General features: G+C 70.1%; 23 protein-coding genes and 1 pseudogene. 21 read left to right on the top strand and 3 right to left on the bottom strand.

Annotated features, from left to right (window positions below; translation table 11 throughout):
- Window positions 1-47 precede the first annotated feature (47 nt).
- The 8 genes from AC0L5F_RS04725 (at window position 48) to AC0L5F_RS04690 (ending at window position 11,004) form a co-directional block, all read left to right on the top strand.
- Window positions 48-1,403: a TrkH family potassium uptake protein gene (locus AC0L5F_RS04725; RefSeq protein WP_473315482.1), complete on the top strand. Its 1,356-nt coding sequence runs from the start codon at window positions 48-50 to the stop codon at window positions 1,401-1,403.
- Window positions 1,396-2,118, top strand: coding sequence for a potassium channel family protein (locus AC0L5F_RS04720; protein WP_473315481.1), 723 nt, complete (start codon window positions 1,396-1,398; stop codon window positions 2,116-2,118). Before AC0L5F_RS04725 ends, AC0L5F_RS04720 begins: the two co-directional genes overlap by 8 nt.
- A 16-nt stretch (window positions 2,119-2,134) precedes the next feature.
- Window positions 2,135-4,987: a leucine--tRNA ligase gene (gene leuS / locus AC0L5F_RS04715; RefSeq protein WP_473315480.1), complete on the top strand. Its 2,853-nt coding sequence runs from the start codon at window positions 2,135-2,137 to the stop codon at window positions 4,985-4,987.
- A gap of 19 nt (window positions 4,988-5,006) precedes the next feature.
- Window positions 5,007-5,852: a DegV family protein gene (locus AC0L5F_RS04710; RefSeq protein WP_473315479.1), complete on the top strand. Its 846-nt coding sequence runs from the start codon at window positions 5,007-5,009 to the stop codon at window positions 5,850-5,852.
- Window positions 5,853-5,957: 105 nt separating this feature from the next.
- Complete coding sequence (locus AC0L5F_RS04705; RefSeq protein ID WP_473315478.1) at window positions 5,958-6,674, top strand: ComEA family DNA-binding protein; 717 nt, start codon at window positions 5,958-5,960, stop codon at window positions 6,672-6,674.
- Entirely contained in the window at window positions 6,671-8,902 is a 2,232-nt protein-coding gene (locus AC0L5F_RS04700) for a DNA internalization-related competence protein ComEC/Rec2 (RefSeq protein WP_473315477.1), read from the top strand. Before AC0L5F_RS04705 ends, AC0L5F_RS04700 begins: the two co-directional genes overlap by 4 nt.
- Before the next feature lie 9 nt (window positions 8,903-8,911).
- A complete protein-coding gene (gene holA, locus AC0L5F_RS04695; protein WP_473315476.1) occupies window positions 8,912-9,883 on the top strand; it encodes a DNA polymerase III subunit delta in 972 nt (323 codons plus the stop codon).
- A complete protein-coding gene (locus AC0L5F_RS04690; RefSeq protein WP_473315475.1) occupies window positions 9,880-11,004 on the top strand; it encodes a DUF418 domain-containing protein in 1,125 nt (374 codons plus the stop codon). Before holA ends, AC0L5F_RS04690 begins: the two co-directional genes overlap by 4 nt.
- A gap of 47 nt (window positions 11,005-11,051) precedes the next feature.
- Here the strand turns inward: AC0L5F_RS04690 and rpsT are convergent, their stop codons facing one another.
- Window positions 11,052-11,312, bottom strand: coding sequence for a 30S ribosomal protein S20 (gene rpsT / locus AC0L5F_RS04685; RefSeq protein ID WP_473315474.1), 261 nt, complete (start codon window positions 11,310-11,312; stop codon window positions 11,052-11,054).
- A 151-nt stretch (window positions 11,313-11,463) separates the two neighbouring features.
- On the opposite strand from rpsT, the gene AC0L5F_RS04680 reads away from it, so the two are divergent.
- The 5 genes and pseudogenes from AC0L5F_RS04680 (at window position 11,464) to hemW (ending at window position 17,465) form a co-directional block, all read left to right on the top strand.
- Window positions 11,464-11,802 (top strand): hypothetical protein, encoded by a 339-nt coding sequence (locus tag AC0L5F_RS04680; protein WP_473315473.1) that lies wholly within the window; start codon window positions 11,464-11,466, stop codon window positions 11,800-11,802.
- Window positions 11,796-13,668, top strand: a pseudogene (gene lepA, locus AC0L5F_RS04675) (translation elongation factor 4). The gene AC0L5F_RS04680 and the pseudogene lepA overlap by 7 nt, the downstream one beginning before the upstream one ends.
- Window positions 13,669-13,769: 101 nt before the next feature.
- Complete coding sequence (locus AC0L5F_RS04670; protein WP_473315472.1) at window positions 13,770-14,423, top strand: MOSC domain-containing protein; 654 nt, start codon at window positions 13,770-13,772, stop codon at window positions 14,421-14,423.
- A 42-nt stretch (window positions 14,424-14,465) separates the two neighbouring features.
- Window positions 14,466-16,301, top strand: coding sequence for an AMP-dependent synthetase/ligase (locus tag AC0L5F_RS04665; protein ID WP_473315471.1), 1,836 nt, complete (start codon window positions 14,466-14,468; stop codon window positions 16,299-16,301).
- Between the two features lie 3 nt (window positions 16,302-16,304).
- Complete coding sequence (gene hemW / locus AC0L5F_RS04660) at window positions 16,305-17,465, top strand: radical SAM family heme chaperone HemW (RefSeq protein ID WP_473315470.1); 1,161 nt, start codon at window positions 16,305-16,307, stop codon at window positions 17,463-17,465.
- Window position 17,466: 1 nt separating this feature from the next.
- Here the strand turns inward: hemW and AC0L5F_RS04655 are convergent, their stop codons facing one another.
- Together AC0L5F_RS04655 and AC0L5F_RS04650 are read right to left on the bottom strand one after the other, a co-directional pair.
- Complete coding sequence (locus tag AC0L5F_RS04655) at window positions 17,467-18,294, bottom strand: DUF3097 domain-containing protein (protein ID WP_473315468.1); 828 nt, start codon at window positions 18,292-18,294, stop codon at window positions 17,467-17,469.
- A gap of 17 nt (window positions 18,295-18,311) precedes the next feature.
- Entirely contained in the window at window positions 18,312-18,710 is a 399-nt protein-coding gene (locus AC0L5F_RS04650; RefSeq protein ID WP_473315467.1) for a hypothetical protein, read from the bottom strand.
- Between the two features lie 71 nt (window positions 18,711-18,781).
- Here AC0L5F_RS04650 and hrcA point away from each other — a divergent pair, with 71 nt between their 5' ends.
- Genes hrcA through era form a run of 8 tightly spaced genes read left to right on the top strand, consistent with a single transcriptional unit; the run spans window position 18,782 to window position 25,340 of the window.
- On the top strand, window positions 18,782-19,813 hold the full coding sequence (hrcA, locus tag AC0L5F_RS04645; protein WP_473315465.1) for a heat-inducible transcriptional repressor HrcA: 1,032 nt from the start codon (window positions 18,782-18,784) through the stop codon (window positions 19,811-19,813).
- Between the two features lie 43 nt (window positions 19,814-19,856).
- A complete protein-coding gene (dnaJ, locus tag AC0L5F_RS04640; RefSeq protein WP_473315464.1) occupies window positions 19,857-20,987 on the top strand; it encodes a molecular chaperone DnaJ in 1,131 nt (376 codons plus the stop codon).
- Entirely contained in the window at window positions 20,984-21,316 is a 333-nt protein-coding gene (locus AC0L5F_RS04635) for an HIT domain-containing protein (protein WP_473315462.1), read from the top strand. The genes dnaJ and AC0L5F_RS04635 overlap by 4 nt, the downstream gene beginning before the upstream one ends.
- A 31-nt stretch (window positions 21,317-21,347) precedes the next feature.
- The gene (locus AC0L5F_RS04630) at window positions 21,348-22,346 is read left to right on the top strand and encodes a PhoH family protein (protein ID WP_473315461.1); all 999 of its coding nucleotides are present in this window, start codon (window positions 21,348-21,350) and stop codon (window positions 22,344-22,346) included.
- Complete coding sequence (ybeY, locus tag AC0L5F_RS04625; protein WP_473315460.1) at window positions 22,324-22,803, top strand: rRNA maturation RNase YbeY; 480 nt, start codon at window positions 22,324-22,326, stop codon at window positions 22,801-22,803. Before AC0L5F_RS04630 ends, ybeY begins: the two co-directional genes overlap by 23 nt.
- Window positions 22,800-24,104: a hemolysin family protein gene (locus AC0L5F_RS04620; RefSeq protein ID WP_473315459.1), complete on the top strand. Its 1,305-nt coding sequence runs from the start codon at window positions 22,800-22,802 to the stop codon at window positions 24,102-24,104. The genes ybeY and AC0L5F_RS04620 overlap by 4 nt, the downstream gene beginning before the upstream one ends.
- Window positions 24,088-24,414, top strand: a complete 327-nt coding sequence (locus tag AC0L5F_RS04615) for a cytidine deaminase (RefSeq protein WP_473315457.1) — start codon at window positions 24,088-24,090, stop codon at window positions 24,412-24,414. Before AC0L5F_RS04620 ends, AC0L5F_RS04615 begins: the two co-directional genes overlap by 17 nt.
- Window positions 24,411-25,340 (top strand): GTPase Era, encoded by a 930-nt coding sequence (gene era / locus AC0L5F_RS04610; RefSeq protein WP_473315456.1) that lies wholly within the window; start codon window positions 24,411-24,413, stop codon window positions 25,338-25,340. The genes AC0L5F_RS04615 and era overlap by 4 nt, the downstream gene beginning before the upstream one ends.
- Window position 25,341: the final 1 nt, after the last annotated feature.

Here is a 25,341-nt window from a genome sequence, read left to right as displayed (position 1 = left end):
GACGAATCTACCGTGGCGACCTCGGTTCCCTGCGGTAACGTCGCCGCATGCCCGGCCCCCCGCGGCTGCGAATCCCCGCAGCCATCGCGCACCCGGTCCGGCTCCTCCCGCTCACGTTCTTCGCGCTGATCGTCCTCGGCACCCTGGTGCTGCTGCTGCCGTTCACGCGCTCCGGTGGCGAGGGCTTCGGGTTCATGCCGGCGTTGTTCACCTCGTCGTCGGCGGTCACCGTCACCGGTCTGTCCACCGTGGACACCGGCACCTACTGGTCGCCGGCCGGTCAGGTGGTCATCCTGATCCTGGTCGAGATCGGGGGACTGGGCATCGTCGCGCTCGCCACCGTGCTCGGCCTGTTCATCGGCGGGCGTCTGGGCATCCGCACCCGTCTGGTCGCACAGGCCGACATGCACGTGGTCAACATCGGCGAGGTGCGGCCCCTGTTCCGCCGCGTCGCGGTGACCATGGTCTTCTTCCAGGCCGTCACCGCCGTCGTGCTCACCTTCCGGTACCGCGGCGCGTACTACGACACGTGGGGCACGTCGCTGTGGCACGGGGTGTTCGACGCGGTCATGTCGTTCAACAACGCGGGCTTCTCGCTCAATCCCGACAGCCTCACCACCTACGCCGGCGACGGCCTGGTGCTGCTGCCGGTGTCGGCGGCGGTGTTCATCGGCGCGGTGGGCTTCCCCGTGCTCGCCGAGCTGTTCCAGGGCTGGCGCACCCCCAGCAAGTGGACGATCCACACCCGGCTGACCGTCTGGGGCTCGGTGGCCCTGCTGCTGATCGGCGCAGCCGCGTTCATCGCACTCGAGTGGTCGAACCCGGCCACGCTCGGCAACGAGACGTTCGGCCACAAGCTCGTCACCGGCATCGAGGGCGGCGTCATGCCCCGGTCGGGCGGGCTCAACAGCTTCGAGTGGGGAGCCGTGCGGCCCGAGACCCTGAACATGGGCATCATCTTGATGTTCATCGGCGGTGGCAGCGCCAGCACCGCCGGCGGCATCAAGATCACCACGTTCCTGCTGCTCGCCTACGTGATCCTCGCCGAGCTGCGGGGCGATCCCGACATCACCGTCGGCGCCCGATCCATCGGCGCCCACGTGGTGCGCACCGCGATCTCCATCGCCCTGCTCGCGGTCATGCTGGTGATGGGGGCGACGTTCGCCGTCATGCTGCTGACCGACTTCGACTTCGACGCCTCGCTGTTCGAGGCCACGTCGGCCTTCGCGACCGCGGGACTGAGCACCGGCATCACCAGCAGCCTGCCTCCGGCGGCCCAGGTGGTCATCATCGTCTTGATGTTCGTGGGACGAGTGGGCACGATTGCGGCGGCAGGCGCCTTCATCCTGCGGCGGCGGACACCCCGCTTCCACCTTCCCGAGGAGCAACCGATCATTGGCTGAGCACGCAGCACCCTCATCTGCCAGACAGTCCTCCCGCGGCGCCACCCGTGGAGGCCGCAAGTCGCCGTCGCGCGACTCCGTGCTGGTCGTCGGGCTCGGCCGCTTCGGCTTCGCCGTCGCGCGCTCGCTGACCGCGATGGGCCACGAGGTGCTCGCCGTCGACGAGCGCCCCGACATCGTGCAGCGCTACGCCAGCGACTTCACCCACGTGGTGTGCGCCAACTCCACCGACACCGAGGCCTTGCGCCAGATCGGTGCCGAGCAGTTCGACGTCGCCGTCGTGGGCATCGGCACCGATCTCGAGGCCAGCGTGCTCACGGTGCTCAGCCTGCTGGACCTCGGTGTGGGCGAGGTGTGGGCGAAGGCCGTCAGCGGCAAGCACGCCGCGATCCTGGAACGGGTCGGCGCCACCCACGTCATCCGCCCCGAGTCACAGATGGGCAAGCGGGTGGCCCACATGGTGGCGGGCTCGATGACCGACTTCGTCGAGTTCGACGACTTCGCGATCGCCCGCACGGGTGCCCCGGTCTCGTCCCACGGCAAGACGTTGCAGGACGCCCAGCTGCGGGCGGCCTTCGGCATCACGATCGTGGCGGTCAAGGCGGGCAACCACGCCTTCGAGTACGCGCGGGCCGAGACCGTGCTCGGCCCCGACGACGAGCTGATCGTCTCGGGTCCGACCGCGAAGGTCGAGGGCTTCTGCGCCGAGTCCTAGCAGTAACATCGCGCAGGTGAACACGCCCGAGACGACGTCCGGAACCGACCGCGACGCCCCCTTCCGCTACACCGCCGCGCTCGCCGAGGAGATCGAGCGGCGCTGGCAGGACCGCTGGGAGGCCGAGGGCACCTTCCACGCGCCGAACCCAGTCGGCGACCTGGCCGCGGACGACCCCGGCGAGCTCGGCGACAAGTTCTTCATCATGGACATGTTCCCGTACCCGTCGGGTGCGGGCCTGCACGTCGGTCACCCGCTGGGCTACATCGGCACCGACGTGGTGGGACGCTATCGCCGCATGTTGGGCGACAACGTGCTGCACGCGCTGGGCTACGACGCCTACGGGCTGCCCGCCGAGCTGCACGCCATCCAGACCGGCGAGCACCCTCGTGCCAACACGCTGGCGAACATCGCCACGATGAAGCGTCAGCTGCGTCGCCTGGGTCTGGCCCACGACGACCGTCGCAGCTTCGCCACGATCGACCCGGACTTCGTGCGCTGGACCCAGTGGATCTTCCTGCAGATCTTCGAGTCCTGGTTCGACACCGACGCGCAGAAGGCCCGTCCCATCGCCGAGCTGAGGGCCGAGTACGAGTCCGGCGAGCGGCTCGCCCCGGACGGCGCCACCTGGGCGGATCTCGGCCCGGTCGAGCGCTCGTTGCTGATCGACGGCCAGCGGCTCGCGTACGTCGACGACTCGCCGGTCAACTGGTGCCCGGGCCTGGGCACCGTGCTGGCCAACGAGGAGGTTACCGCCGACGGGCGCAGCGAGCGCGGCAACTTCCCGGTGTTCACCCGCAACCTGCGGCAGTGGAAGATGCGCATCACCGCCTACGCGGACCGCCTCATCGACGACCTCGACCGGGTCGACTGGCCCGACTCGGTCAAGATCATGCAGCGCAACTGGATCGGCCGCTCGGCCGGTGCCCACGTGCAGTTCCCCGTGGCGGGTCACGACGGAGCGTCGATCGAGGTCTTCACGACCCGGCCCGACACGCTGTTCGGTGCCACCTACATGGTGCTGGCCCCCGAGCACCCGCTGCTGGAGCAGATCGTGCCCGAGGAGTGGCTGATCGACGTCCCGTCCACGTGGACCAACGGCCAGGACGATCCGCGAGCTGCGGTCGCGGCCTACCGTGCCGCCGCGGCCGCCAAGACCGACGTCGAGCGCCAGGAGAACCGCGAGAAGACCGGCGTCTTCACCGGAGCCACCGCGATCAACCCGGTCAACGGCGAGGCCGTCCCCGTGTTCGTGGCCGACTACGTGCTGATGGGCTACGGCACCGGCGCGATCATGGCGGTGCCCTCCGGCGACCAGCGTGACTTCGAGTTCGCCACCGCCTACGGTCTGCCGATCGTGCCCACCCTGGCCGAGCAGGTGGGTCTCGACGAGGCGTACTCCGGCGAGGGCACCATCATCGGCTCGTCCAACGACACCATCTCGCTCGACGGCCTGTCGGTCGCCGACGCCACGACCGCCATCATCGACTGGCTCGCCGAGCACGGCCACGGCGCCGGCACCACCACGTACCGCCTGCGCGACTGGCTGTTCAGCCGTCAGCGCTACTGGGGCGAGCCGTTCCCGATCGTCTACGACGCGGCCGGTCAGCCGCACGCGGTGCCCGACGAGCTGCTGCCGGTCGAGCTGCCCGAGGTGCCGGACTACTCGCCGCGCACCTTCGAGCCCGGTGACGTCACCAGCGAGCCCGAGCCGCCGCTGGCGCGCGCGACCGACTGGGTCACGGTCACGCTGGACCTCGGTGACGGGCCGCAGCAGTACCGCCGTGAGACCAACACGATGCCCAACTGGGCAGGATCGTCCTGGTACGAGCTGAGGTACGCCGACCCGCACAACACCGACCGCCTGGTCGACCCGGAGAACGAGGCCTACTGGCTGGGCCCCCGGCAGGACGGCGCCACCGGGGGAGTGGACCTGTACGTGGGCGGTGTGGAGCACGCCGTGCTGCACCTGCTCTACGCCCGCTTCTGGCACAAGGTCATGTTCGATCTGGGGCACGTCTCCAGCGAGGAGCCGTTCCACCGCCTGATCAACCAGGGCTACATCCAGGCGCCCGCCTACACCGACGCACGCGGCAGCTACGTCGAGGCCTCGGAGGTCGTGGAGCAGGAGGACGGCACCTTCGTCCACGACGGCACGCCGGTCACCCGCGAGTTCGGCAAGATCGGCAAGAGCCTCAAGAACATGGTCACGCCCGACGAGATGTACGCCGAGTACGGCGCCGACACGTTCCGTGTGTACGAGATGTCGATGGGGCCGATCGATGCCTCGCGCCCGTGGGAGACCCGGGCCGTGGTCGGGTCGCAGCGCTTCCTGCAGCGACTGTGGCGCCTGTTCGTCGACGAGGCGACCGGCGACCTGCTGGTGTCCGACGACACCGAGCCCGACGCCGACACCCTGCACCAGCTGCACCAGACGATCGACGGCGTGCGTGCCGACTACGCAGCGCTGCGGTTCAACACCGCCATCGCCAAGCTGATCGAGCTGACCAACCACCTCACCAAGGTGCAGGTGCGCTCGCGGTCGGTGCTCGAGCCCGTGGCGCTGATGCTCGCGCCCGTCGCACCACACGTGGCCGAGGAGCTGTGGTCGAGGCTGGGACACTCCGACTCCCTGGCACGGGAGCCGTTCCCGGTCGCGGATCCGGCGCACCTGGCCGCCGACACGGTCACCTGCGTCGTGCAGGTCGCGGGCAAGGTCCGCGGCAAGCTGGAGGTCAGCCCCGACGTCTCCGACGAGGACCTGGAGGCGCTGGCGCTGGCCGAGCCCAACGTGGTGCGCACCATCGACGGTCGGCCCGTCCGCAAGGTCATCGTGCGCGCGCCGAAGCTGGTCAGCATCGTCGTCTAGGCCGGATAGGGTTCAGCCCATGACTGTCGCGATCGTCACCGACTCCACGGCGAGCCTCGCGCCGGCCGATGCCGAGCGCGAGGGCATCGTGGTGGTGCCGCTCAAGGTGATCATCGGCGCGAACACGTACGTCGAGGGCTCTGCCGACCTGACCGCGGACATGATCGCCGAGGCGCTGGCGGCCTTCGTGCCGGTCAGCACCTCGCGTCCGACGCCGTCGGAGTTCCTCTCGGCGTACGAGCAGGCGGCGGCTGACGGTGCGGAGTCGATCGTGTCGGTGCACCTCAGCGGGAAGATGTCGGGCACCCTGGAGTCGGCGCAGCTGGCCGCCAAGGACTCTCCGGTGCCGGTCACCGTGGTCGACTCCGGCCAGGTGGGCGTGGGCGTCGGTTTCGCGGCGGGGCGTGCCGCAGCCGCGCGAGACGCCGGCGAGGACGTCGCGGGCATCGCGGCCGCCGCCGAGGCTGCCGGCGCCGCCACCACCGTGATCCTCTACGTCGACACCCTCGAGTACCTCAAGCGTGGCGGACGGGTGGGGGCTGCGGCCGCCCTGATCGGCTCGGCCCTGGCCGTGAAGCCGATCCTGACCCTCACCGACGGCGTGGTGGTGCCGCTCGAGCGGGTGCGCACGTCGGCTCGAGCGCTGGCCCGCCTGGAGACGCTCGCGGTGGAGGCGGCCGAGGCGTGCGAGAACGGCTACTCCATCGGCGTGCAGCAGCTGGCGAACGAGAACGTCGCCGGCCAGGTCGCCGGTCGTCTGGCCACCGCACTGGGGGTCGAGTCCGTCCCGGTCGACGAGGTCGGCGCCTCCATCGGAGCCCACGTGGGTCCCGGCATGATCTCGGTGACCATCACGCCGCAGTAGCGGTCGTCCGGGACGTCTGTCCACAGCGGTCGTCGAGCGACCGCCCGTCCACAGCGTGCTCGAACGAGGTCCTCGCAGCGGCCCGGGCTGCCTAGCGTCGGCGCCATGAGGTCGCCCGAGCCCGACGAGACCCGTGCTGAGGTCGCCCGACGACGTCTGGCCCAGCTGGCCGAGGCCTTCGAGGCCGAGATGCCTCGCCCCGACCCCCACTCGGACCGTGAGTCCGACCCCGAGTCAGACACCACGTCCGACCCCGTGTCGGCCGTGCGGCAGCGCGTGACCGCCGCCCATCTCCGGGTCGTCGGGGTGGTCGCGGTCGCGGGGCTGGTCGTGCTGGGCTGGATGCTGCTGTCGGGTCGCCCCGAGTCCAGTGACTCCATCGCCCCGGTGGCCGTCGCTCCGTCGAGCGCACCGGCAGAACTGGTCGTCGACGTCGTCGGCGAGGTGAAGAGCCCGGGCATCGTCACGGTGCCGCACGGTTCGCGGGTCTACCAGGCCATCGAGGCCGCGGGAGGGCTCGACGGCACGGTCGACACCTCGGGCGTCAACCTCGCTCGACTGCTCGACGACGGTGAGCAGATCATCGTCGGGCCGCTGCCGGACGGCGCCTCCACTGGTGCGGCGGCCGGTGGCACGGTGCGGCTCAACCAGGCCACGGCCGAGCAGCTCGAGGCCTTGCCGGGGGTCGGGCCGGTCACGGCGGCGGCCATCATCGCGTGGCGCGAGGAGAACGGCCGGTTCGCCTCGGTCGACGACCTGCTGGACGTCAAGGGCATCGGCGACGCCACCCTCGACAGCCTGCGCGACCTCGTCGTGCCGTGACGCCGCCGTCCGGCCCGGCGACGACCCACGACCTGCGGCTGGCGCCGGCCGCCGTCACCGTCTGGGGTCTCGCCGCTGCTCTGACGACCCAGCGCTCGGGAGCTGCCGTGGGCGTGGCGATGGCGGCTCTGCTCGTCGTGCTGGTGGCCGCTCGACGCCGACCGGCGGTCGCGCTCGCCGGATGCGCCATCGTGCTCGTCGCGGTGTCGTGCGCGTGGCGCCTCGCCACGGTCGAGTCCTCGCCACTGCGTGATCCTGCGCTGCAGGGTCGTACCGGCACCTTCGAGCTCGACGTCCGACGCGATGCCATCTCGTTCACGCAGCGAGGTGATCCGCAGGCGGTCGTGCAGGTGGTGGTGCGTCGGGCCGAGGTCTCCGGGCAACGTCTGACCGGCGCCGGCCGCGCGACGGCGTTCGTGGAGGGCGACGCCAGCGACCTGGTCGTCGGGCGACGCTTCACGGCCGTCGCGCGTGTCGCGCCGAGCGAGAACACCCACGAGGTCGCCGTCCTCGACGTGCTGCGTCGAGGCGATGCCGTCCGGGGTGCGTCGTGGTGGGAGGCGGCCGAACGACTGCGTCAGGGCGTGCGAGACGCGGTGCGACCGCTGTCCGATCGTCCGCGCGCCCTGCTGCCCGCGCTGGTCGACGGCGACGATGCGCGGGTCGACGCCGAGATGGAGACCGACTTCCAGCGCAGTGGCCTCACCCACCTGATGGCGGTCTCGGGCACCAACCTGACGATCGTCCTCGGCGTCACCCTGGCTCTGACGCGCGGGCTGGGAGCGCGGCGACGTGGGCTGTGGATCGTCGGGCTGCTCACGGTGGCCGCGTTCGTCCTGATGGCGCGCCCGGATCCCAGCGTCGTCCGGGCCGCTGCCATGGGTGTGGTGGGGGTGGCAGCCATCGGCTACGGCCGCTCAGGCGGGGTCCGGGCGCTCAGCGTGGCGATCGTCGCGCTGGTGTTCATCGACCCGTGGCTGTCGCGATCGGCCGGTTTCGTCCTCTCGGTCTGTGCCACGGCGGGGATCCTGCTGCTCGCGCCGATGCTGGCAGACCGACTGGGCCGGTGGATGCCGCGGTGGGCGGCCCTGGCGATCGCCGTGCCGGTGGCCGCCCAGCTGGCGTGCACCCCGGCGCTCACGGCGATCTCGGGACAGGTCTCGATCGTGTCGGCGGTGGCGAACCTGCTGGCGGCGCCGGCCGTGGCTCCGGCAACCGTGCTCGGCCTGCTGGCCGGCCTGGTCGCGGTGCCGTCGGTGCCGGTTGCCCAGGTCATCGCGGTCCCGGCCGGGTGGTGCGCCGCGTGGATCATCGCCGTCGCGCGCCACAGTGCCTCCCTCGACGGCGCCTCCCTGGACTGGACGGCTCCGTGGCAGCTGATGCTCCTGGTGACCCCGGTGGCGATCGTCGCCGTGCTGGCCCTGGTCAGGCGCCCCGTGCTGGCGACCGGGGTGGTGCTGGGGCTGCTGGTCGCGATGGTGCGCCCGCCCCAGCCGGGCTGGCCGCCGGACGGCTGGGTCATGGTGGCCTGCGACGTCGGGCAGGGCGACGCCACGGTGCTGCGGGCCGGCCCGTCCGCGGGCGTGCTGGTCGATGCCGGTCCCGACCCGCCCGCCATCGACCGCTGCCTGGACCGGCTCGGGGTCGAGCACATCGCCCTGGCCGTGTTCACCCACGACCACGCCGACCACACCGCCGGTTGGGTCGGCGCTCGCCGGGGACGCGACGTCGAGGGCGCGGTGGACGGCCCGAGCGGCGGCCCGGGCGCCGAGGTGCTCACGGCGGGCCAGTCGTTCACCGTCGGCGACCTGCACGCGGACGTCGTCTGGCCGGTCGATCCGACGCCTGTCGTCTCGACCGACGGGTCGGTGCTCAACGACGCCAGCGTCGTGCTGCGGGTCCGTGTCGGCGACGTGGCGGTGCTGCTGTCCGGGGACATCGAGCCGGCCGCTCAGCAGCAGCTGCTGCGGTCCGGTGCAGACCTGCGGGCCGACGTCCTCAAGATGCCCCACCACGGGAGCGCGCGGCAGTCCGAGGCGTTCCTGGACGCGGTCGGCGCGCGGATCGCGACGATCAGCGCCGGGGTCGACAACGACTACGGGCATCCGGCGCCGGCTGCACTCCGGATGCTGCGCGAGCGGGGCGTGCGTGTCTGGCGCACGGATCTGGACGGCGACATCGCCGTCGTGGTGCGCGACGGGAACCTGAGTGTGGTCACCCGCCGATAGGCTGGGGGAGTGGCGTCCCCGTTCGGCAAGATCCTGCTCATCACGGGCAACAGCGAGTTCGAGTCCGACCGCATGCGTCGGCGCGCCGTCACGGCCGTCACCGACGAGCAGCCCGAGTGCCAGCTGACCGAGTCCGGCGCGTCGGGGCTGCAGCCCGGCGAGCTGATCGGCCTCACCAGCGCCTCGTTGTTCAGCGACTCCACCGCGGTGGTGCTCACCGACCTGCAGGACCTGCCCGAGCACGCCCAGACCGAGCTGCTCGACTACGCCGTGGCCACCTCGCCCGACGTGGCCGTGGTGCTGGTGCACGCCGGCGGCAACAAGGGCAAGGGGTTGCTCGACAAGCTGCGCAAGATCCCGGCGGTCGCCGAGGTCAAGGTCGAGCAGCCCAAGTACGAACGCGACTTCGTCGCGTGGGTGCAGCGCGAGATCCGCGACCTCGGCTGCCGCGTCGATGCCGACGCCGCCGCGGCTCTGGTCGCGTCGGTGGGTCAGGACCTCAGAGCTCTTGCCGGTGCGGCCGCACAGCTGGTCGGCAGCGTCGACGACCAGAAGACCGTCGACCTCGAGCTGGTGCGTCAGTACTTCGGTGGACGGGCCGACGTGCGCGGCTACGAGATCGCCGACGCCGCCATCAACGGGAACCTGCACGCGGCCATGGAGGTCGTCCGGTGGGCCGAGGCCGCCAAGGTGGCGCCGGTGCTCATCACGGCCGCCTTCGCGTCGGGTCTGCGCTCGCTGGCCCGGCTCGAGTCCGCTCCGCAGGGTCTGCGTGACAACGAGCTCGCCTCCATCGTCGGCGCTCCGCCGTTCAAGCTGCGCATCCTGCGCCAGCAGCTCGCCGGCTGGGACACCGCCGGACTGGCCGGAGCCATCCGTGCCGTCGCCGACGCCGACGTCGCGGTCAAGGGCGGGGGAGCCGACCCGGGGTACGCCATCGAGCGCATGGTCCTCGAAGTCGCCCATCACCGGGTCCGATGAATCGGGTCGTCGCGGTCGACCTGTCGCGCGGCATCGCCCTGGCCGGCATGATGCTGGCTCATCTCGGACCCCGCCAGACCGGCGAGAATCCGCCGATCAGCGAGATGCTCAGCTCGGGACGGGCGGCGCCGCTGTTCGCTCTGCTGGCCGGCGTGTCACTGACGCTGGTGCACCGCCGCGACCGCGCTGGGGTCGGGTCGGTGCGGGCCACCGTCGTCCGCGGCGTGCTGCTGGTGGTGCTGGGGCTGTCGCTCGGTTCGATCCCCGACATGCCGGTGCTCGTCATCCTGGCGGTCTACGGACTGCTGGTGGTGGTCGCGCTGCCGATGCGCGCCCTGCCCACGCCGGCGCTGGTCGTGCTGGCGGCCGGGTGGGCCGTGCTGGCACCCGTGCTGCTGCTGGCCATCCGCATCCACCACGGTCCGGTCCTCGTCGACCAGCCGGGTTGGTCCGACGTCCAGGACCCGCGCGCGTTGATCGGCAACGTGCTGTTCTGGGGCGGATATCCGGCGCTGGTCTGGATGGCCTACGTCCTCGCAGGCCTGGCGATCGGGCGTCTCGACCTGACCGATCGGGCCGTCGCCGGCGCGCTGGCGCTGGGAGGACTCGTGACGTTGGTGGCGACCCTGGCCGCGTCGTGGGCCCGTGCGGGCGAGTGGCAGGTGTGGTTCGACCACGACGAGTATCCGTACGGTCCGGCGGCCTGGGGCGATCTCTGGACCGTGGGCCCGCACACCTCGATGCCGCTCAACGTGGTCAGTGCGATCGGCAGCTCGGCGCTGGTCATCGGACTCGCGGCGCTGGTGGTGCAGTCGGACCTGGCACGCCGCGTGGTCGCGCCGGTGTGCGCCGCCGGAGCGATGACGCTGACCCTCTACTCGGTCCACGTGCTGTGGACGTGGCGGGTCAGCGAGGCCGCCGCCCCCGCGCCGTTCGGGGGATGGGGCGACTGGACGCTGCAGGTCGTCGTGCTGTTCGCCGCCGCGTCGCTGTACCGACGCCTGCTGCCGGAGCGTCTGGGCCGACGGGGTCCGCTGGAGCAGGTGGTGCGCTGGCTCTCGGTGTCGATCTGGTCGAGGTCGACCGGGTCCGGACAGCACAAGACCCCGGTTCTCGACTGACCGACAGGTCGTGGGTCGAGAGCCCGGGGTCCGGCAGGAGGGTCAGCTCAGAGAGCAGCGGCCTTCTTGGCGATGGCCGACTTGCGGTTGGCTGCCTGGTTCTTGTGGATGACCTTCTTGGAGGCAGCCTTGTCCAGGTTGCGGGTGGCCTCGCGGGCCAGCTCCTTGGCGCGATCGGTCTCGCCGGCGTCGACAGCCTCGGTGAAGCGTCGGATCGACGTCTTGAGCGCCGAGCGCACCGAGATGTTGCGCTGACGCGCCTTCTCGTTCTGGAGGTTGCGCTTGATCTGCGACTTGATGTTCGCCACGGGGCGTCCTGTTTCTCTCGACGGGATGGGTGGTGCAGAGTGTGAGGGCATGCCGGAGCACGCGACCGCTCACTCTACCAGCGCGCGCGGCGACTGCCCAAATCGCAGCCGCAGTCCCGCCCGACGTGCCGCGACTCCTAGACTTCATCGCATGCAGACCCTTTTCGACGTCCTGAAGTACGTCCACATCGCCGCGTGGATCGTCGTGCTCATCGGCTACCTGAAGGACGTCAAGGGACCCAAGGTCAACGAGCTGATGGCGTGGGGTCTGACCGCCGCGCTCGTGCTCGGCATCGCGCTGGTCGGCATCGCCTCGGCCAGTGACGCCGTCGCGGACCCGAACAACGCCAAGGTCGGCGTCAAGCTGGTGGTCGCGCTGGTCGCGGTCGGGCTGGCGCACGCCACCCGCCGGCGTCCGGCTCCGAACCCGATGGCCCACGTGATCGCCGCCCTGGTGCTGGTCAACGTCGTCATCGCCTACGCATGGTGAGCGCCTCGTCGGCGAAGGTGCCCCAGCCGGGTTCGACCGATCCGGCGATCATCCGCAACTTCTGCATCATCGCCCACATCGACCACGGCAAGTCGACGCTGGCCGACCGCATGCTGCAGCACACCGGGGTCGTCGACGGCCGCGACATGAAGGCGCAGTACCTCGACCGCATGGACATCGAGCGCGAGCGCGGCATCACGATCAAGAGCCAGGCCGTGCGGATGCCGTTCACCAAGTCCTCGGGCGAGGACGCCGGAACCACCTACGTGCTGAACATGATCGACACCCCCGGGCACGTCGACTTCACCTACGAGGTCAGCCGCAGCCTGGAGGCGTGCGAGGGCGCCGTCCTGCTGGTCGACGCCGCGCAGGGCATCGAGGCCCAGACCCTGGCCAACCTGTACCTCGCGATCGACGCCGATCTCGACATCATCCCGGTGCTCAACAAGATCGACCTGCCGGGCGCGCAGCCGGAGAAGTACGCCGAGGAGATCGCCGGCATCATCGGCGGCAACCCCGACGACGTGCTGCGGGTCTCGGCCAAGACCGGTGAAGGGGTCGAGGCGCTGCTGAACATGATCGTCGACGAGGTCCCGCCGCCGCAGGGCAACGCCGATGCTCCGCCGCGGGCCCTGATCTTCGACTCCGTCTACGACACCTACCGCGGCGTCGTCACGTACGTGCGGGTCGTCGACGGCAAGCTCACGCACCGCGACCGGATCAAGATGATGTCCACCGGTGCCGTGCACGAGATGCTCGAGGTCGGGGTCATCTCACCGGAGCCGGTCAAGGCCGGCGAGATCGGCGTGGGCGAGGTGGGCTACCTGATCACCGGCGTCAAGGAGGTCCGTCAGTCGCGCGTGGGCGACACCGTGACGTTCGAACGTCAAGGGCGCCACCGAACCGCTCGGTGGCTACAAGAACCCCAACCCGATGGTGTTCTCGGGCCTGTACCCGATCGACGGCGACGACTTCTCCACCCTGCGCGACGCCCTCGAGAAGCTGCAGCTCAACGACGCGGCGCTGGTGTACGAGCCGGAGTCGTCCGGAGCGCTCGGATTCGGCTTCCGCATCGGCTTCCTCGGCCTGCTGCACCTGGAGATCGTGCGCGAGCGGCTCGAGCGCGAGTTCGACCTCGCGCTGATCTCCACGGCTCCCAACGTCGTGTACCGCGTCGAGATGGAGGACGGCTCCGAGCAGACGGTGACCAACCCGAGCGAGTACCCCAACGCGGGCAAGATCGCCAAGGTCTTCGAGCCAGTCGTGCGCGCCACGGTGCTCAGCCCGGCGGAGTACATCGGCGCCATCATGGAGCTGTGCCAGAGCCGGCGCGGGCAGCTGCTGGGCATGGACTACCTGTCCGAGGACCGCGTCGAGATCCGGTACACGCTGCCCATGGGCGAGATCATGTTCGACTTCTTCGACGCGCTCAAGAGCCGCACCAAGGGGTACGCGTCGCTGGACTACGAGCCCGACGGTGAGCAGGCGGCCGACCTGGTCAAGGTCGACGTGCTGCTGCAGGGCGAGATCGTCGACGCCTTCAGCGCGATCGTCCACCGCGACAGCGCCTACGGCTACGGCGTCGCCCTCGCGGGCAAGCTGAAGGAGCTCATCCCGCGCCAGCAGTTCGAGGTGCCGATCCAGGCCGCCATCGGCGCGCGCGTCATCGCCCGCGAGAACATCCGCGCCATGCGCAAGGACGTCCTGGCCAAGTGCTACGGCGGCGACATCAGCCGCAAGCGCAAGCTGCTGGAGAAGCAGAAGGAGGGCAAGAAGCGCATGAAGATGGTCGGCCGCGTCGAGGTCCCCCAGGAAGCCTTCATCGCCGCTCTCTCCACCGGCGACTCTGCACCCGCCAAGTCGTGAGCCTCGGTTCCCGCTGGGACTGACGTTCTGACGCGACACGCCAGCGTGTCGAGGTCGAAACGTCAGTCCCAGCGGGAACTGAGCGCCGATAGGCTTGCGCCATGGATGCACGGGTGGAGTCGGTCAACCTCGGCCAGATCACCGACGTCACGTGGGGACGCACGAAGCGCAGCGCGATCGACAAGCGGCCCGCCGCAGGTCCCATCGCCGTGCACGCCCTGGGCCTCGGCGGTGACGAGATCGCGGACCTCAAGCACCACGGCGGCGTCGACCAGGCGGTCTACGCCTACGCCCGCGAGGATCTCGACGACTGGGCCACCGACCTGGGGCGAGAGCTGCGGGCCGGCCAGTTCGGCGAGAACCTGACGACCACCGGCCTCGACGTCCAGACCTCCCGGCTCGGCGACCGCTGGCGCATCGGGTCTGCGCTGCTGGAGGTGTGCGACGTGCGGATTCCGTGCAGCGTCTTCCAGGGGTTCCTGGGCGAGCCGACATGGGTCAAGCGGTTCACCGAGATGGGTGTGCCCGGTGCGTACCTGCGCGTCGTCGAGGAGGGCGAGCTCGCTGCCGGTGACGCGATCGTCGTCGAGGAGCGCCGCGAGCACGATCTGACCGTCGCCCGCGCGTTCCGCGCGCTCACCACCGAGCCTGATCTCCTGGCCGGATTTGCAGCCGAATCGCGACTGTCCGCGAAGCTTGCCAGCAAGGTCGATGCGGCCCGCAACGAGAACCGAAATGACCGGTCAGTAGGTTAAAGTGATCGCCACCACATCGCCCCCGACACGCTGAGGACATCCATGCCCGCACCACAGGCCACTGCTGAAGAGCTGCAGATCATCGACAGCCGACCGGGCACGGTCAGCCAGATGTTCTTCGACCGCGTCGACACCTTCGCCGACCGGGAGGCCTACAGCTACCCGGACGAGGACGAGAACTGGCAGAAGCTGACGTGGCGGCAGACGGGCGAGAAGGTCACCCGCCTGGCGGCCGGCCTGGTCGCCCTCGGGGTCGAGCCCGAGCAGCGCGTTGCCATCGCGTCCGGCACCCGCCTGGAGTGGATCCTCGCCGATCTCGCGATCATGGCAGCGGGTGCCGCGACCACCACGGTGTACCCGACCACCATCCCCGACGACGTCGCCTACATCCTGGCCGACTCCGACAGCCGCGTGGTCTTCGCCGAGGACGACGAACAGGTCGCCAAGCTGCGCGAGAAGCGCAGCGAGCTGCCCGCCATCACCAAGGTCGTGGTCACCGAGGGCACCGCCGACGGCGACTGGGTCATCTCCCTCGACGACCTGGAGAAGCTCGGCGAGGAGCACCTCGCCGCCAACCCCGACGTCATCACCGAGCGCGTCGCCGCCACCCGGCCCGACTCGCTCGCCACGCTCATCTACACCTCCGGCACCACCGGCCGTCCCAAGGGCGTGCGGCTGCGGCACGAGAGCTGGACCTACGAGGCCGCCGTCATCCAGGCGCAGGGGATCCTGACCGCCGACGACCTGCAGTTCTTGTGGCTGCCGATGGCGCACTCGTTCGGCAAGGTGCTGCTGAGCACCCAGCTGCTGATCGGCTTCCCGACCGCCATCGACGGCCGTGTGCCCAAGATCGTCGACAACCTGGCCGTCGTGCGGCCCACCTTCATGGGCGCGGCACCGCGCATCTTCGAGAAGGCCTACGGCCGTATCATCGGCATGACCGAGGCCGAGGGCGGCGCCAAGCTCAAGATCTTCCGCTGGGCCGAGAAGGTCGGCCTGGAGTACTCGCGCAAGACCCGCGCGGGCGAGTCGATCTCGCCGATCCTGAAGTTCCAGCACGGCCTGGCCGACAAGCTGGTCTTCTCCAAGGTCCGCGACCGCTTCGGTGGCCGGGTCCGGTTCTTCATCTCCGGTGCTGCGGCGCTGTCCAAGGACATCGCCGAGTGGTTCCACGCCGCCGACGTGCTGATCCTCGAGGGCTACGGCCTCACCGAGACCTCGGCCGGCGCCTTCGTCAACAGCCCCGACGCGTTCAAGATCGGTTCGGTCGGCCGGGCCTTCCCCGGCAGCGAGGCCAAGATCGCCGAGGACGGCGAGGTCCTCATCAAGGGCCCGCACGTCATGGAGGGCTATCACAACCTCGACACCGAGAGCGCCTCCACCAAGTCCGCCGAGGGCTGGCTGCACACCGGTGACGAGGGCCGCATCGACGAGGACGGCTTCCTGTACATCACCGGTCGCAAGAAGGAGCTGTTCAAGACGTCCGGCGGCAAGTACGTGGCGCCGCCGCACATCGAGGGCGTCTTCAAGGGCATCAGCTCCCTGACCAGCCAGATCCTGGTGCACGGCAACGAGCGCAACTTCTGCACGGCGCTCATCACGCTCGATCCCGACGCGGTCGCGGAGTGGGCGGCCGGTCACGGCATGGAGGGCAAGTCCTATGCCGAGGTCGTCTCCTCCCCGGAGATCCACGCCATCATCGAGGGCCAGATCGCCGAGCTGAACGGCAAGATCAACCGCTGGGAGCAGATCAAGAAGTTCGCGATCCTCGACCACGACCTGTCGCCGGAGAGCGGCGAGCTCACGCCGAGCATGAAGGTCAAGCGCGCGGTCGTGGAGTCCAACAACAAGGAGCTGCTCGACTCGTTCTACGCTTGATCGATGCACACGTCTGACGGGCCGCTCTCCACCGGAGGGCGGCCCTTCGGCATGTACGTCCACGTCCCGTTCTGCTCGGTGCGTTGCGGGTACTGCGACTTCAACACCTACACGGCCGACGAGCTGGGCGAGGGCGCCACGCGTGCCTCGTACGCCGACACCGCGATCGCCGAGATCGGGTTGGCGCGCGAGGCCGTGGGGGACCGGGCCGTCGACACGGTGTTCTTCGGCGGCGGTACTCCGACCCAGCTGCCGGCGGCAGATCTCGTGCGCATGCTCGCCGCGATCGACGACCGCTTCGGGCTCGCCTCGGGTGCCGAGGTCACCACCGAGGCGAACCCCGACAGCGTCGATCCTGCGTCGCTGGCGACGCTGCGGGCGGGTGGCTTCACCCGCATCTCGTTCGGCGTGCAGTCGGCGGTGCCGCACGTGCTGGCCACCCTCGACCGCACGCACGACCCCCGCAACGTGCCGCAGGCCGTGCGGTGGGCTCGCGAGGCAGGCTTCGAGCAGGTGAGCGTCGACCTGATCTACGGCACGCCGGGAGAGTCGCTCGACGACTGGCGCACCACGCTGGAGCAGGCCATCGACCTCGAGCCCGACCACGTCAGCGCCTACGCCCTGATCGTCGAGGACGGCACCGCGTTCGCTCGCAAGGTGCGTCGCGGCGAGGTCGTCATGCCCGAGGAGGACGAGACCGCCGACAAGTACCTGCTGGCCGACGACCTGCTCACCGCTGCCGGACTCGACTGGTACGAGCTGTCGAACTGGGGCAGGTCACCGGCCGCGGCGTGTCGGCACAACCTGGGCTACTGGGCCAGCGACGACTGGTGGGGTGTGGGGCCCGGCGCGCACTCGCACCTGGCCGGCGAGCGGTGGTGGAACGTCAAGCACCCCGCGGCCTACGCCCAACGGCTGACGGCCGGCGAGTCACCGCGCCTCGACGGGGAGTCGCTCGACGCGGCCACCGCCCAGGTGGAGCGGATCATGCTGATGACCCGGCTTCGCTCGGGCCTGCCGACCGCCGAGCTGGCCGACGAGGCGCTGGCGAAGGTCCCCGAGCTGGCTCGCCGCGGCATGCTGGTCGACCACGACGATCACCTGGTGCTCACCCTCGACGGCCGGCTGCTCGCCGACGCGGTGGTGCGCGAGCTGGTGCCCTGAGCTAGGGGGCGACCGTGACGAAGTCGATGAGCTCCTCGACGCGACCCAGGAACGACGGCTCGAGGTCGGCGTAGGACTCGACCCGGCCGAGGATGCGTTTCCAGGCGCGGGCGATGTCGGCCTGGTCGGCGTGCGGCCAGCCGAGCGCCTCGCAGATGCCGTGCTTCCAGTCGGTGCCGCGGGGGATCACCGGCCACGCCTCGATGCCGAGCCGGGCAGGCTTGACCGACTGCCACACGTCGACGTAGGGATGCCCGACCACGAGCACGTGGGGGCGGTCGGACATCTGCTCGGCGATGCGGGTCTCCTTGGACCCGGGAACCAGGTGGTCGACCAGCACGCCGAGACGGCGGTCGGCAGCCGGACAGAAGTCGATGACGGCTCCGCGGAGGTCGTCGATGCCGCCCAGGTACTCCACGGCCACCCCCTCGACGCGCAGGTCGTCGCCCCACACCTTCTCGACCAGCTCGGCGTCGTGGCGTCCCTCGACCCAGATGCGGCTGGGCAGCGCCACGCGAGCACGACGGTCGTGCACGGCCGTGGAGCCGGACGCCGTGCGGGTGGCCCGCACCGGCTTGCGCGGAGGAGCGACCAGCTTCACCGGCTTGCCCTCGAGCAGGAACCCGGGGCCGAGGGGGAACGAACGACGCTTGCGGTGCCGATCCTCGAGCACGACGATGCCGTTCTCGAGCATCACCAGCTCGCCGCAGAACCCCGTCTCGGCGTCCTCGACCACCAGGCCGAGGTCGGCGGGGTGGTCGACCGTGCGCCCTCGCTTCGGTTCGCGCCAGTCGCCGGCGAGCACGTCGGTTCCGTAACGGTCAACCATCTGACATCCCTCCGAGATCACCGTGCAGCCGACCGAGAAGCTTCCTGGTGGAACGTCTCGAGCCGTTCCTTGTCGATCTGGCCGTGGCTGGTGTGCACCACCGTGTCAGCGGTCAGCAGTCCGAGCACGAGGTCGACGACGACCGGCCACGTCGGCGGCACCACGACCGGCGCCGGGTCGTAGAGGTCGCCGATGACGACGACGTCTCGCGACGGGACCACCAGGATCAGCTCGCCGCCGCCCGGTCCGTCGCCCAGGTGGGTGACCTCGACGTACAGGTCGCCGAGGTCGCCGGCCCACACCGACTCCAGGTCGCCACCCTGGCTGGAGTGGGCGATCCGCGCGCCGTCGTCGAAGATGATCTCCCGCGGTGCGTAGCGGAGCGAACGCTCGCCACCAGCGATCTCGAAGGGCATCTCGCTAGACTGGCACTTGCGCTGCGTGAGTGCCAGACAACACGCCCCATCGGACCTGCGAGGTGAAGCCCATGTCGGACGACCGTCGTCTCGACGTCCTACGGGCCATCGTCGAGGACTACGTGGCCACCCACGAGCCGGTGGGGTCGCGGTCGCTGCTCGAGCGCCACCAGCTGGGCGTCTCGCCCGCGACCATCCGCAACGACATGGCCGTGCTGGAGGAGGAGGGCTACATCACCGCCCCGCACACCAGCGCCGGACGCATCCCCACCGACAAGGGATATCGGGTCTTCGTCGACCGGCTCGCGAAGGTCAAGCCGCTGTCGGCCGCCGAACGACGCGCCATCGAGACCTTCCTCGGGGGAGCGGTCGACGTCGAGGACGTCGTGCAGCGCAGCGTCAAGGTGCTGGCCCAGCTGACCCAGCAGGTCGCCATCGTGCAGTACCCCTCGCTGACCCGGTCGTCCGTGCGCCACATCGAGGTCGTGCCCCTGGAGTCCGCCCGCGTCCTGCTGGTGGTCATCACCAGCAGCGGACGGGTCGAGCAGCGCATCGTCGAGCTCGTCTCGACCCCCGACGACCAGCTCGTGGCCGACCTGCGCTCACGCATCGTCGCCGCCACGGTCGGCGAGCGACTGCCGGAGGCGTCGCTGAAGCTCGCCGACCTGATCGAGACCTTCGCCCCCGAGCACCGCCCGGTGGTCACCGCGATCGTCACCACGCTCACGCAGACGTTCTCCAACGAGCGCTCCGACGAGCGGATCGCCATCGGTGGCACCGCCAACCTGGCGCGCTTCGGCGCCGACTTCGACCGGTCCATCAAGCCGGTGCTGGAGGCGCTCGAGGAACAGGTGGTGCTGCTGAAGCTGCTGGGCGAGGCCACCTCGGGCATGTCGGTCAGCATCGGCCACGAGACCGGGTACGAGGGCCTGTCGGCCACTGCCGTGGTGGCGACCCCCTACGGCAGCGACGACCACGCTCTTGCGACACTCGGAACGGTCGGTCCCACGCGCATCGACTATCCGTCGACCATGGCGTCGGTGGCGGCCGTGTCACGCTACGTCGGCGGCATCCTCACCGAGCGCTGGACGCCCGACCCCTGATCTGCACGACTCCTGACGTTTCGACCTCGACCACTGGACTGAGATGGCAACCGACTACTACCAGACGCTCGGCGTGAGCCGGGAGGCCTCGGCCGACGAGCTGAAGAAGGCCTACCGCAAGCTCGCCCGCCAGCTGCACCCTGACGTCAACGACGCCCCCGACGCGGCTGATCGCTTCAAGGAGGTCACCACGGCCTACGAGGTGCTGTCGGACCCGCAGAAGCGGTCGGTCTTCGACCGAGGCGGCGACCCGTTGCGCGGTGGCGGTGGCGGTCAGGGCTTCGGGCAGGGCTTCAGCTTCGACGACATCATGGACGCCTTCTTCGGCCAGAACGCCGGTGGCGGCGGCCGTGGTCCCCGCTCGCGCACCCAGCGCGGCCAGGATGCGCTGCTGCGCCTCAACGTCGAGCTCGCCGAGGCCGTGTTCGGCATCGAGCAGGAGATCAAGGTCGACACCGCGGTGGTCTGCCCCACCTGCACCGGCAGCGGCGCGGCCGAAGGATCCGAGCCGGTCACGTGCCGCACCTGCCATGGTCACGGCGACGTGCAGCAGGTGCAGCGATCGTTGCTCGGCGACATCCGCACCTCACGGCCGTGCCCGGCCTGCCGTGGCTTCGGCACCACCATCCCCGAGCCGTGCTCGGAGTGCTCCGGCGAGGGCCGAGTGCGCTCGCGGCGCACGATCAACGTCTCCATTCCCGCCGGTGTCGACCAGGGCACCCGCATCCAGCTCGCCGGTGAGGGCGAGGTGGGTCCCGGTGGTGGGCCGGCGGGCGACCTGTACCTGGAGGTCAACGTCGCCCAGCACGACGTGTTCACGCGGGCGGGTGACCAGCTGCAGTGCCAGGTCACGCTGCCCATGACGGCGGCGGCGCTCGGGGCACACCTCGACCTGCCGACCCTCGACGACGACCAGGTCGCGGTCGAGGTGCCGCCCGGCACGCAGTCCGGGCACGTCGTCACGATCAAGGGCCAGGGCGTGCCGCGACTACGTGGATCAGGACGAGGTGACCTCAAGGTGCAGGTCGTCGTCGAGACGCCCTCGCACCTCGATGCCGAGCAGGCCGACCTGCTGCGCACGCTGGCCAACCTGCGCGGCGAGGAGCACCCGCAGGCCGTGCTCGACCCGCAGCACCAGTCGGTGTTCGGCAAGATCAAGAATGCCTTCCGATGAGCGCTGACTGCGTCTTCTGTTCCATCGTGGATGGATCGATCCCGGCCGACGTGGTGTCGGAGACCGAGCACACGGTGGCGTTCCGCGACATCAATCCGCAGGCCGAGGTGCACGTGCTGGTGGTGCCACGCATCCACCAGCCGGACATCGCCAGCCTGGCCGCCGCCGACCCCGACGTCACGATCGCGCTGCTGGCCGAGACCCGTCGCATCGCCGAGGCCGAGTGCGGCGGGCAGTACCGCCTGGTGTTCAACACCGGCGAGGCCGCCGGACAGACCGTCTTCCACGCACACGGCCACGTGCTCGGCGAACGTCGAGGATTCGCGTGATTTCGGCGTGATTGCGTACGATTGAACGCACATGACCGATGACATCTCGCCCGCCCACACGTTCACGATTCCGTCCAGCGTCCCGGCCGTCGCCCTGCTGGGCCCCGCCGACGAGTTCCTGCGCCTGATCGAGCAGTCCTTCGACGCGAAGATCCACGTGCGCGGCAACGCCATCACGGTGACCGGCCCACCGGCCGAGGCGGCCACGGTCGAGCGGCTGCTCGACGAGCTGGTCACCATCGTCCGCACCGGTCAGCACCTCACGTCCGAGACCGTCGAGCGGTCGGTCGCGATGCTGCGCACCGAGACCGAGGAGCACCCGGCCGAGGTGCTGAGCCTCAACATCCTGTCCAACCGTGGACGCACCATCCGGCCCAAGACGCTGAACCAGAAGAAGTACGTCGACGCGATCGACGCCAACACGATCGTGTTCGGCATCGGTCCTGCCGGCACCGGCAAGACCTACCTGGCCATGGCCAAGGCCGTCCAGGCGCTGCAGGCCAAGGAGGTCAGCCGCATCATCTTGACCCGCCCCGCCGTCGAGGCCGGCGAGAACCTCGGCTTCCTGCCGGGCACGCTGAGCGAGAAGATCGACCCGTACCTGCGTCCGCTGTACGACGCGCTGCACGACATGCTCGACCCCGACACCATCCCCAAGCTGCTCACCTCGGGTGTCATCGAGGTGGCCCCACTGGCGTACATGCGTGGTCGCACGCTCAACGACGCGTTCATCATCCTCGACGAGGCGCAGAACACCACGCAGGAGCAGATGAAGATGTTCCTGACCCGCCTCGGGTTCGGGTCCAAGATGGTCGTCACCGGCGACATCACGCAGGTCGACCTGCCCAACGGCAACAAGAGCGGCCTGCGGGTCGTGCGCGACATCCTCACCGGTGTGCGGGACATCAACTTCTCGCTGCTCACCGCCCAGGACGTCGTGCGTCACAAGCTCGTGGGCCGCATCGTCGCGGCGTACGACTCCTTCGAGGACGAGGTGACGCAGGCCAGTGAACGTCGACGTTCTCAATGAGTCGGGGGTCGACGCCGACGTCGTCGCCCTGACCCGCCTGTGCCGCTTCACGATGAGCCGCATGCGTCTGCACCCGGACACCGAGCTGACGCTGCGTCTGGTCGACGTCGACACCATCGCCACGCTGAACGAGCGGTGGATGGACAAGAAGGGGCCCACCGACGTCCTGTCGTTCCCCATGGACGAGCTCACCCCCGGACGCGACGGCGACGAGGCCCCCGAGGGCTACCTGGGTGACATCGCCCTGGCCCCCCAGGTGGCCGCGCAGCAGGCCCCGGCCGCCGGCCACACCCCGCAGGACGAGATGGAGCTGCTCACCGTCCACGGCATCCTGCACCTGCTGGGCTACGACCACGCCGAGCCCGACGAGCACCGCGAGATGTTCGGCATCCAGGGCAGGCTCCTGCTGGAGTGGCACCAGCTGGCCGAGGGACGAGATCCCGAGGCGGCGTCATGACCTGGCTGCCGATCGTGGTGTCCGCTGCGCTGGCGGTGGTCGCCGGACTGCTCGCCAGCATCGACGCGGCCATCTCGGCGTTCTCCCGGGCCCGGGCCGAGGAGCTGCGCGAGGAGGGTCACGGCGGCGCTGCCAGGCTCGAGACCATCCTCGAGGACCCGGCGCCCTTCATCAACACCGTCCTGCTGCTGCGCATCGTCGCGGAGACCGCCGCCATCGTGCTCGTCGCGTTCGTCATCGCCGACAGCGTCGACGGAACCTGGTCGCGGCTGCTGCTGGCCGTCGTGATCATGTCCGTCGTCAGCTTCGTCGTCATCGGCGTCGGCCCCCGCACGCTCGGTCGTCAGCACGCCGAACGGTTCGCGCTGAAGTCGGCGCTGCCGGTCGTGGTGCTGACCCGGTTGCTCGGCCCGGTGCCGCGGGTGCTGATCGTCGTGGGCAACGCCCTCACGCCCGGCAAGGGGTTCCGCGAGGGCCCGTTCGCGTCGGAGGTCGAGGTCCGTGAGCTGGTCGACCTCGCCGCCGCCAGCTCGTTGATCGAGTCCGACGAGTCCAAGATGATCCAGTCGGTCTTCGAGCTCGGCGACACCATCGTGCGCGAGGTCATGGTGCCGCGCACCGACCTGGTCTACATCGAGCGCGGCAAGACGCTGCGGCAGGCCATGTCGCTGGCGCTGCGCAGCGGATACTCGCGCATGCCGGTGGTCGAGGACAACCTCGACGAGATCGTCGGCATGGCGTACCTGAAGGACGTCACCAAGCGGGTCTTCGACAACCACACCGCCGAGACCACCGAGAAGATCGAGTCCATCGCGCGGCCGTGCCTGTTCGTGCCCGACACCAAGCCGGTCGACGACCTGCTGCGCGAGATGCAGGCCAGTCGCACCCACGTGGCGATCGTGGTGGACGAGTACGGCGGCACCTCGGGCATGGCCACCATCGAGGACATCCTCGAGGAGATCGTCGGCGAGATCACCGACGAGTACGACACCGAGCCCGACGAGAGCGAGCAGCTCTCCGACGGGTCGTGGCGCCTCAGCGTGCGCTACGAGGTCGACGACCTCGAGGAGCTGTTCGACATCCCGATCGAGGACGACGACGTCGACACCGTCGGCGGCCTGCTGGCCAAGCACCTGGGCAAGGTGCCGATCCCCGGCAGCACGGTCGACGTCGACGGTCTGCGATTCACCGCCGAGAGCCCGTCGGGACGCCGTAATCGCATCGGGCGGGTGCTCGTCACGCGCCTCGACCCGACCGAGGACGACAGCCAGATAGCCTCGTCGCATGGATCTGCCTCCTGAGGACGCCAAGCTCGTGACGCTCGCCCGCGCCTCACGGGCCCGCAGTGCTGCCGCCCAGGGCGCTGCGGTGCGTGACCAGGACGGCCGCACCTACGCCGCTGCCGCCGTCGATCTGCCGTCGCTGCAGGTCAGCGCCCTCGATCTCGCCGTCGCGATGGCGGTGTCGTCCGGCGCACGCAGCCTCGAGGCAGGCGCCGTCGTGGGTGGGGGCGCTCCGTCGCTCGACGCCGCACGCGACGTCGCTGGTGCGGGGATCGACGTCGTGGTCGCCGACGACGCCGGGACCCCGGTCGAGGTGCTCACCACGTGAGCAGCACCGAAGGCACCTTCCGCAGCGGCTTCGCGTGCTTCGTGGGTCGGCCGAACGCCGGCAAGTCCACGCTCACCAACGCCCTGGTCGGCGGCAAGGTGGCCATCACCTCCTCGCGCCCGCAGACCACCCGCCACGCGATCCGGGGGCTCGTGCACCGGCCCGACGGACAGCTCGTGCTGATCGACACCCCGGGCCTGCACAAGCCGCGCACGCTGCTGGGGGAGCGGCTCAACGCGCTGGTGCGCACCACGTGGGGTGAGGTCGACACGATCGGGATGTGCCTGCCCGCCGACGAGGCCGTGGGCCCCGGTGACAAGTTCCTCATCCGCGAGCTGGCGTCGGTCACCCGCAAGCCGGTGTTCGCCATCGTGACCAAGACCGACCTGGTCTCTCCGGAGAAGGTCGGCCAGCAGCTGCTCGCCGTGCAGCAGGCCGGGGCCGACGCCGGCATCACCTGGCGCGAGATCATCCCGGTGTCGGCCGTCGCCGACGACCAGGTGGATCTGCTGGCCGAGCTGCTCGTCGGCACCATGCCCGAGGGCCCGGCGCTGTATCCCGAGGGACAGCTGACCGACGAGCCCGAGGAGACCCTGATCGCCGAGATCGTGCGCGAGGCGGCGCTCGAGGGCGTGCACGACGAGCTGCCGCACTCGCTGGCGGTGCTGGTCGAGGAGGTCGTCCCGCGCGCGGACCGTCCCGACGACAAGCCGCTGCTCGACGTGCGCGTCAACGTCTACGTGGAGCGCGACAGCCAGAAGGGCATCATCATCGGCAAGAAGGGTGCCCGGCTGCGCGAGATCGGCACCACCTCACGCACCCAGATCGAGAAGCTGCTCGGCACCCCGGTCTACCTGGACCTGCACGTCAAGGTCGCCAAGGAGTGGCAGCGCGACCCCCGACAGCTGCGCAAGCTGGGCTTTTGAC

This window comes from Aeromicrobium sp. 10G20-16, from assembly GCF_055809665.1.
This window is presented reverse-complemented; position numbering and strand designations above follow the sequence as displayed.

Coding starts and splice junctions, on each gene's coding strand:
- AC0L5F_RS04725 (WP_473315482.1), top strand. CDS start 48: ATGCCCGGCCCCCCGCGGCTGCGAATCCCCGCAGCCATCGCGCACCCG.
- AC0L5F_RS04710 (WP_473315479.1), top strand. CDS start 5,007: ATGACTGTCGCGATCGTCACCGACTCCACGGCGAGCCTCGCGCCGGCC.
- AC0L5F_RS04705 (WP_473315478.1), top strand. CDS start 5,958: ATGAGGTCGCCCGAGCCCGACGAGACCCGTGCTGAGGTCGCCCGACGA.
- AC0L5F_RS04690 (WP_473315475.1), top strand. CDS start 9,880: ATGAATCGGGTCGTCGCGGTCGACCTGTCGCGCGGCATCGCCCTGGCC.
- AC0L5F_RS04680 (WP_473315473.1), top strand. CDS start 11,464: ATGCAGACCCTTTTCGACGTCCTGAAGTACGTCCACATCGCCGCGTGG.
- AC0L5F_RS04670 (WP_473315472.1), top strand. CDS start 13,770: ATGGATGCACGGGTGGAGTCGGTCAACCTCGGCCAGATCACCGACGTC.
- AC0L5F_RS04665 (WP_473315471.1), top strand. CDS start 14,466: ATGCCCGCACCACAGGCCACTGCTGAAGAGCTGCAGATCATCGACAGC.
- hemW (WP_473315470.1), top strand. CDS start 16,305: ATGCACACGTCTGACGGGCCGCTCTCCACCGGAGGGCGGCCCTTCGGC.
- AC0L5F_RS04655 (WP_473315468.1), bottom strand. CDS start 18,294: ATGGTTGACCGTTACGGAACCGACGTGCTCGCCGGCGACTGGCGCGAA.
- AC0L5F_RS04650 (WP_473315467.1), bottom strand. CDS start 18,710: ATGCCCTTCGAGATCGCTGGTGGCGAGCGTTCGCTCCGCTACGCACCG.
- hrcA (WP_473315465.1), top strand. CDS start 18,782: ATGTCGGACGACCGTCGTCTCGACGTCCTACGGGCCATCGTCGAGGAC.
- dnaJ (WP_473315464.1), top strand. CDS start 19,857: ATGGCAACCGACTACTACCAGACGCTCGGCGTGAGCCGGGAGGCCTCG.
- AC0L5F_RS04635 (WP_473315462.1), top strand. CDS start 20,984: ATGAGCGCTGACTGCGTCTTCTGTTCCATCGTGGATGGATCGATCCCG.
- AC0L5F_RS04630 (WP_473315461.1), top strand. CDS start 21,348: ATGACCGATGACATCTCGCCCGCCCACACGTTCACGATTCCGTCCAGC.
- AC0L5F_RS04620 (WP_473315459.1), top strand. CDS start 22,800: ATGACCTGGCTGCCGATCGTGGTGTCCGCTGCGCTGGCGGTGGTCGCC.
- AC0L5F_RS04615 (WP_473315457.1), top strand. CDS start 24,088: ATGGATCTGCCTCCTGAGGACGCCAAGCTCGTGACGCTCGCCCGCGCC.